The sequence below is a fragment of the Rhodococcus sp. EPR-134 genome (assembly GCF_001647205.1).
Classification (GTDB): Bacteria; Actinomycetota; Actinomycetes; order Mycobacteriales; family Mycobacteriaceae; genus Rhodococcus_F; species Rhodococcus_F qingshengii.
In genome coordinates, this window is the sequence record NZ_LVCT01000292.1 from 1 (window position 1) to 7,036 (window position 7,036).

Annotated in this window: 7 protein-coding genes; 4 read left to right on the forward strand and 3 right to left on the reverse strand. The window is 63.7% G+C overall.

What is annotated here, in order from left to right:
• Both A2J01_RS13390 and A2J01_RS13395 read left to right on the forward strand, forming a co-directional pair.
• Positions 1-1,136: cation:proton antiporter (locus A2J01_RS13390; RefSeq protein ID WP_064112878.1), on the forward strand; the 1,136-nt coding region annotated here is incomplete at its 5' end.
• A gap of 21 nt (positions 1,137-1,157) precedes the next feature.
• Positions 1,158-1,967 (forward strand): tyrosine-protein phosphatase, encoded by an 810-nt coding sequence (locus tag A2J01_RS13395; protein ID WP_042449914.1) that lies wholly within the window; start codon positions 1,158-1,160, stop codon positions 1,965-1,967.
• A gap of 69 nt (positions 1,968-2,036) precedes the next feature.
• Here the strand turns inward: A2J01_RS13395 and A2J01_RS13400 are convergent, their stop codons facing one another.
• Together A2J01_RS13400 and ppgK are read right to left on the reverse strand one after the other, a co-directional pair.
• Entirely contained in the window at positions 2,037-3,461 is a 1,425-nt protein-coding gene (locus A2J01_RS13400) for an RNA polymerase sigma factor (RefSeq protein WP_370333980.1), read from the reverse strand.
• 112 nt (positions 3,462-3,573) lie between these two features.
• Positions 3,574-4,341 carry a polyphosphate--glucose phosphotransferase gene (gene ppgK, locus A2J01_RS13405; protein ID WP_064112879.1) on the reverse strand — a complete coding sequence of 256 codons (768 nt, stop codon included), beginning with the start codon at positions 4,339-4,341 and terminating at the stop codon, positions 3,574-3,576.
• 169 nt (positions 4,342-4,510) lie between these two features.
• Between ppgK and A2J01_RS13410 the strand changes: the two genes are divergently transcribed.
• Positions 4,511-5,389 (forward strand): inositol monophosphatase family protein, encoded by an 879-nt coding sequence (locus tag A2J01_RS13410; RefSeq protein ID WP_064112880.1) that lies wholly within the window; start codon positions 4,511-4,513, stop codon positions 5,387-5,389.
• Between the two features lie 6 nt (positions 5,390-5,395).
• Here the strand turns inward: A2J01_RS13410 and cei are convergent, their stop codons facing one another.
• The gene (cei, locus tag A2J01_RS13415) at positions 5,396-6,079 is read right to left on the reverse strand and encodes an envelope integrity protein Cei (protein WP_003942618.1); all 684 of its coding nucleotides are present in this window, start codon (positions 6,077-6,079) and stop codon (positions 5,396-5,398) included.
• A gap of 533 nt (positions 6,080-6,612) precedes the next feature.
• Between cei and A2J01_RS13420 the strand changes: the two genes are divergently transcribed.
• Positions 6,613-6,915: a DUF4193 domain-containing protein gene (locus A2J01_RS13420; RefSeq protein ID WP_003942593.1), complete on the forward strand. Its 303-nt coding sequence runs from the start codon at positions 6,613-6,615 to the stop codon at positions 6,913-6,915.
• Positions 6,916-7,036 lie beyond the last annotated feature (121 nt).

The window sequence follows — 7,036 nt, forward strand, 5'->3', positions numbered from 1 at the left end:
CGGTCTTCTTCGCGCTCGGACTGCTCGGACGGCTCGCTGCTCGCGTCGGCATGTCGCCGATCCCGTTCTACCTGATCGGCGGCCTGTGCTTCGGACAGGGCGGTTTCATCCAGCTCGGCGACATCGGCGAGTTCTCCCATCTGGCAAGTGAGATCGGGATCGTCCTGCTCTTGCTGCTGTTGGGGCTCGAATACACTGCGGCCGAGCTCGTCACCGGTCTCAAACGCTCGCGGGTAGCCGGCATCGTCGACATCGTCCTCAACGCCACCCCTGGCGCGGTTGTCGGCTTGATGCTCGGTTGGGGCGTCGTGGGGGCGACGGTCATGGCCGGCGTCACCTACATCTCGTCTTCGGGAATCATCGCCAAGGTGCTCAGCGACCTGGGGCGCCTCGGTAACCGCGAGACACCGGTCGTGCTTTCGATTCTGGTGTTCGAAGACCTGGCGATGGCGCTGTACCTGCCGATTCTGACCGCGATGCTCGCGGGCGTGAGCTTCATGGGCGGGCTCGAAGCGGTCGGGATCTCGTTGTTGGTCATCACCGTGGTTCTTGTCGTGGCCCTCCGATACGGACGGTACGTCTCTGCCCTCCTCGACAGTCCCGACAGTGAGACGCTCCTGCTCAAGCTGCTCGGTGCCGCACTGTTGGTCGCCGGCATCAGTTCGGCGATGCAGGTGTCGGCGGCTGTGGGCGCATTCCTCCTCGGAATCGCGATCTCGGGGTCGACGGCGCACAATGCCAGTCGCGTGCTCGAGCCCCTTCGAGATCTGTTCGCCGCAATGTTCTTCGTGGTCTTCGGTCTCAACACCGATCCCAGTTCCATTCCGCCAGTCCTCGGATGGGCCGCGATCCTGGCAGTGGTCACGGCGATCACGAAGCTGGTAACCGGCGCCTGGGCGGCCAGGCGTCAGGGTGTCGCGCGAATGGGTCAGGCGCGCGCCGGTGCCGCTCTGATCGCCCGCGGTGAGTTCTCCATCATCATCGCCGGCCTCGCGGTGTCCGCAGGCGCCGTCGACGCCGAACTTGCCGCATTGGCAACTGCTTACGTGCTCCTGATGGCGGTCATCGGCCCGGTGGCGGCAAGAGTTATCGAACCGGTCGCCTCGTTGTACATCAAGGTTCGTACGAAGTCCTGATTGCGGTCCTATTCTGTCCGGATGTCGAACAGAATCGCCCGTCCCGCCGCGACCGCTCTGTGTGCGCTGATCATCTCGTGTGCACCGGTCCCGGCGCTCGCCGGTGGAATTCCCGCTCTCGACCACGCCGGACCCACAGCTGCGCAGGTTGCCGCGGATCGATCGCTGCACCTCGAGGGTGCGTCGAACGCGCGTGACATCGGTGGCTACGACGCCGCGGACGGGCAGACCGTTCGGTGGGGGAAGGTATTTCGCTCGAATGCCCTCGACAAGCTGACACCGTCGGATCTCGCGTCGTTGAGCGAACGCGGAGTGGAATCGGTCGACGACTTCCGTACGGTCGTCGAACGAACGCTCTCGCAGGATCGCCTTCCGAACGGGGCGCGAAGCAACTGGTTCGACGTCATCGGAACCAACCCCGCCAACCTCCCGGCGCTGGTGGACATGCCGACGATGTACGCGTTGATGGTGACCGATCCGGGGGCGAGCCGCGCATTCCACGACGCGCTGGTGAACGTCGCGAACACCGACGGTGCAGTCCTCTACCACTGCTCGGCGGGCAAGGACCGTACCGGTTGGATGACCGCAGTTCTCCTGACCGTCCTCGGCGTGAGTCGCACCGACGTGAACGCCGATTACATGCTCAGCAATCAGTACCTCACCGGACCCCGCACGGGGAGCGCGTTCATCGACGGCGTCGAACAGTCTTGGCTGGACACGTCTTTCGCCACGGTGGATCGGGTGTACGGCAACTTCGACAACTACGTCCGGGACGGCCTTCAGTTGAGCGAGGACGATGTCGCACAACTCCGGGACACACTCTTGGTCTGAGGCGGCAAACGCACAAGAGCCGCTCTCCGGAGATCCGGAGAGCGGCTCTTGTGTGCATAGCTGGTGTGACTAGTCGAGGTAGTCGCGCAGAACCTGCGAACGCGACGGGTGGCGCAGCTTCGACATCGTCTTCGATTCGATCTGGCGGATACGCTCACGCGTGACGCCGTAGACCTGTCCGATTTCGTCTAAAGTCCTCGGCTGACCGTCGGTGAGACCGAAGCGGAGGCGAACCACGCCGGCTTCGCGCTCGGACAGCGTCTCGAGTACCGACTGCAGCTGATCCTGCAGCAAGGTGAACGAGACGGCATCGACTGCGACAACAGCTTCGGAGTCCTCGATGAAGTCACCGAGCTGGCTGTCGCCCTCGTCGCCGATGGTCTGGTCGAGAGAGATCGGCTCACGCGCGTACTGCTGGATTTCCAGCACCTTCTCCGGCGTGATGTCCATTTCCTTGGCGAGCTCTTCCGGCGTGGGCTCACGGCCCAGGTCCTGGAGCAGCTCACGCTGGATACGGCCGAGCTTGTTGATGACCTCGACCATGTGCACCGGGATACGGATGGTGCGAGCCTGGTCGGCCATTGCGCGGGTGATGGCCTGACGGATCCACCACGTGGCGTAGGTCGAGAACTTGTAACCCTTGGTGTAGTCGAACTTCTCGACTGCACGGATCAGACCGAGGTTGCCTTCCTGGATGAGGTCCAGGAACGCCATGCCGCGGCCCGTGTAGCGCTTGGCCAGCGAGACGACCAGGCGGAGGTTGGCCTCGAGGAGGTGGTTCTTGGCGCGGTTGCCGTCGCGGCAGATCCAGCTCATGTCGCGTCGCTGAGCCGCAGGCAACTTCTCGCCCTTGTCAGCGAGGTCCTGCATGATCTGCACGGCGTAGAGGCCGGCCTCGATGCGCTTGGCCAGTTCGACTTCCTCTTCGGCGTTGAGGAGTGCGACCTTGCCGATCTGCTTGAGGTAGGCGCGAACCGAGTCGGCGGACGCCGTCAGTTCGGCATCCTTGCGTGCCTGGCGGAGAGCCTCGGACTCTTCCTCGTCCCAGACGAAGTCGCCGGAAGCCTTGTCCTTCTCGGACGGCTCTGCAGCGGTCTCTTCGTCTTCGCCGACTGCTACGACCTCGACGACATCGGACTCGACCTCGGCAAGGTCGCCGTCCGTGATGTCGATGTCTTCCAACTCGACATCGCCGTCTTCGGCGTCAGGATCGCCGGCCTTCTTGGGGCTGGCCTTCTTAGCTGCTGCCTTCTTGGCCGGAGCTTTCTTGGCCGGAGCCTTCTTTGCTGCTGCCTTCTTGGCGGGGGCCTTTTTCGCCGGAGCCTTCTTGGCTGCCGGAGCGGTGACGGTGGCCGCCTCCACGGCTGGAGATTGTGGCTCTGACTCTGATGGAGAATCAGCAGTCTGACGTGTATCGGTGGCTGCCACGTACGCCCTTTCGTGACGGTGTCGTGCGGCGTCACGCCAGAGTGGTGATCCGGCGGAGAGGTCAATGGTTGTTGGCCGGCGCGCAGCCGGACTTCACCATTGTAACGACTCTCAGGAAACTCTTACGTCACGGCGGGCCGTAACAGGTAGATTTTCCGCTTTTCACGTGCGGGTTTTCTCATCCGGCGACGGGGGCCGGCCTGGTCAGTCCGACCGATGCGAGCGCAGCTCCGGCGATTCCCGCGGTGTTGAGGAGGGTGGCGGGGACGACCTTCGTGCGGTTGGTCAGGTGCGGAATCCACTTCTCGTGCTTGCGGCTGATTCCGCCTCCGGCGATGAAGAGATCAGGCCACAGCAGGTTCTCGAAGGTGGTCAGAACTCGGGAGACCTCGACCGCCCACTCCTTGTAGCTCCAGTCCTTCTTTTCCTTCACCGACGACGCCGCTCGATGCTCGGCTTCCTTGCCGTCGACCTCGAGGTGGCCGAACTCGGTGTTGGGCAACAGAACTCCGTTGTGCAACACGGCAGATCCGATTCCGGTGCCGAAGGTCAACAAGATCACGACGCCGGAGGTGTCCTTGCCCGCTCCGAACGAGTCCTCGGCGATTCCGGCAGCGTCGGCGTCGTTGAGGACGGTGACTTCGCGCCCGCCCAGGGCCTTGCCGAAGAGCGCGGCGGCGTCGGTGTCGATCCAGGACTTGTCGATGTTCGCGGCGCTGCGCGCGACGCCGCCGGTCACGACAGCGGGCAAGGTGATGCCGACCGGACCGGTCCACTTGGCCTGCTCGACGATCTCGGCGACAGTGCCCGCGATCGCATCGGGTGTGGACGGCTGCGGGGTCAGGATCTTGATGCGTTCACCGATCATTTCCCCGGTGCTCAGGTCGATCGTGCCGCCCTTGACGCCGCTACCGCCGACGTCGATCCCGAAACCTGTGGTTGTCATCGTCCTGCGCTCCTGAGTGTCGAATTCGAGGTCACGATCTACCGTTGCAAACACTAACCCGAACAAGGACCCGGGCGCGTCCTCTCGAACCGCCCGCCTCGAGACGTTCGAGTGGTGCCCCTCGGTAGAGATGTGTTGCGATGGTCCGGTGCGCCCTTCAGAAAGAACGTTGCCCGACTTTTCCGCCGATTCTCTGGACCCCGCACAGTTGCGGGAAGTAGCCGTAGCCGTCGCCGAACGCGCAGCCGAACACGTCCGCTTGCGTCGGCCCGAGGTATTCGGCCTGGTGGGTTCCGGTGCCGCCGAGGGTGGTTCGGTTGCGGCGAAGAGCACGCCCACCGATCCCGTCACGGTGGTCGATACCGAAACCGAACAGGTGATTCGCGACCTTCTGGCGCAATGGCGGCCTGCAGATTCGATCCTGGGTGAGGAAGGTGGCGGAGACACCGACGATTCCGCGGGAGTTCGATGGGTTGTCGATCCCATCGACGGCACGGTGAATTTTCTCTACGGAATCCCCGCGTTCGCCATCTCGGTAGCCGTACAGATCGACGGGGTCTCGGTAGCCGGGGCTGTCGTCGACGTGTCGTTGGAAACCACGTACGCCGCGCATCGGGGCGGCGGTGCAACCATGACCACGGCCGACGGCGTCGTCAGCGACCTGCAAGCCAATGAGGTGACCGAGCTGTCAATGGCGCTGTTGGCCACCGGCTTCGGTTACGGAGCGGATCGCCGGAAGGTGCAGGGCACGTTGATCGGGCAGATCCTGCCGCAGGTCCGCGACATCCGACGCATCGGTTCGGCTGCGTTGGATCTGTGCATGGTTGCCACCGGCCGGGTCGACGCTCACTTCGAACACGGACTGAGTCCGTGGGACTGGGCAGCCGGCTCCTTGATCGCTTCCGAAGCGGGCGCCGTGATCAACGTCCCGGCGCCAAATTCCACGTCGGCCGACGGCGATGTCGTTTACGCGGTCGCTCCGGCGATCGCCGAGCAGTTCGCGCACATGCTCGGAGCTACCGGCGCAGATCAGCCGATTCCGAGCTGAGGCTTGTCAGCAGCGCGCCGTGCGCGCTGCTTTGAGTAGTGCGATGTCCATGGGGGCGACTTCGGCGTTTGCGGGCTGCTCGGCCAGAGCATGCAAGATCGCGGTGGCGTCGGTGTTGGGGGTCAGGGCGCCCTTGTTGTACGTGCCGAGAGCCAGGTCGACGGTGTCGTCGCCGCGGCCGTCCTGGACCAGTTCGGCGCAGGGGGCGACCAGCCAGACGGAACTGGCGGCGGCAAGGCCGTTCGCTCCGAATCGGATCTGACCCTGGCACTCCATGTTCTGGTCGACGTAGACGGGGTCGTTTCCGACCTGGACGTCCGGCGCGCTGGAGAAACCGAACTCGCTCAGTTGCGCTGCCACCTGGGCCGCCTGGCCGTGTTCACCGTTGGCGTTGAACACACGAACCTTGGTGGCGGCGAGGGGAGCGGGATCCACGTCGAGCAGCTTCGAGCGGTCGACGACGGTTCCCAGCGGTAGTGGCGCCGCTGCCGAAGGATCGGACGAAGGTTGCGGCAGGTTGCAGGCGACGGTGTCACTGACTTCCGCCTCGGCGCTCAGGATGCGGACCCACAAGACACTGCCGATCAATGCGAGTACCGCGAACACGGCGATCACCGGCCACGCGCGCCGACGGCGGAACGGACGTCCCTGGTCATCGGTAGAGCTGCCTTCGGTGATCAGAGAAACCACGGTATCCCTCGACTTTCTTGACGAAACTTCTACTTCGCCATCGGGCCGAGCGGCGCCGGCATGACGTTCGGTGCCTACCTTAGAGGGCCTGTGTGACGAGACAGCCGAAGCGAGGCTCGACGCGTCGAGTCCTTGTCGATTGAGAAACGGCAGTTGGCCGATTACCGGCCTGTTTCTACCCGGATTCGGCCCGAAAACATCGTGGAAAGGTCACAGCTTGCTCTTGCCTTGGTGACAATTCGCAGTCATTTTTCGGAAATTTCCGATTCGGTTACTACTTTCGTGCTCACGTCGGCTACTGTCTGGCGGCCCAGGTCGTTCAACTGGGCATCGGCCGGACGCCGAAATGACAACCAAATGAGGCGCAGATCACGTTCTCGGAAGGAACTTCCGGGCACTAATTCCAGTCCTGCAGCGTTATGCAGCGACAGGGAATGATCTGGATGCCACGGCGGTTTCCATGCGCATCAAGGATCTACCGGATTCTCGGCGCACACGGGACCGGGATACACGAAGAGGATGGGGTAGACGAGATGGCAACTGACTACGACGCACCGAGGCGTACAGAGTCCGACGAGGTTTCGGAGGACTCGCTCGAGGAGCTGAAGGCGCGACGCAACGAAGCGCAGTCAGCCGTCGTCGACATCGACGAGACGGACACCGCGGAGTCCTTCGAGCTGCCGGGTGCCGACCTTTCCGGCGAGGAACTCTCGGTTCGAGTTGTTCCGAAGCAGGCAGACGAGTTCACGTGTTCGAGCTGCTTCCTGGTTCATCACCGCAGCCGCCTGGCCAGTGATGCCAACGGACAGCTCGTATGCATGGACTGCGCTGCCTGATCTCCCTTCCCGGTGGTCGACCCGTCAGCGCGAGGGTCGACCAAGGGTCGGGAAGTACTGCTTTGCTGTGACCGCGCTGGTCAGAGATCCAGCGCAGCCAGCAGATCAGCGGGACGACGTG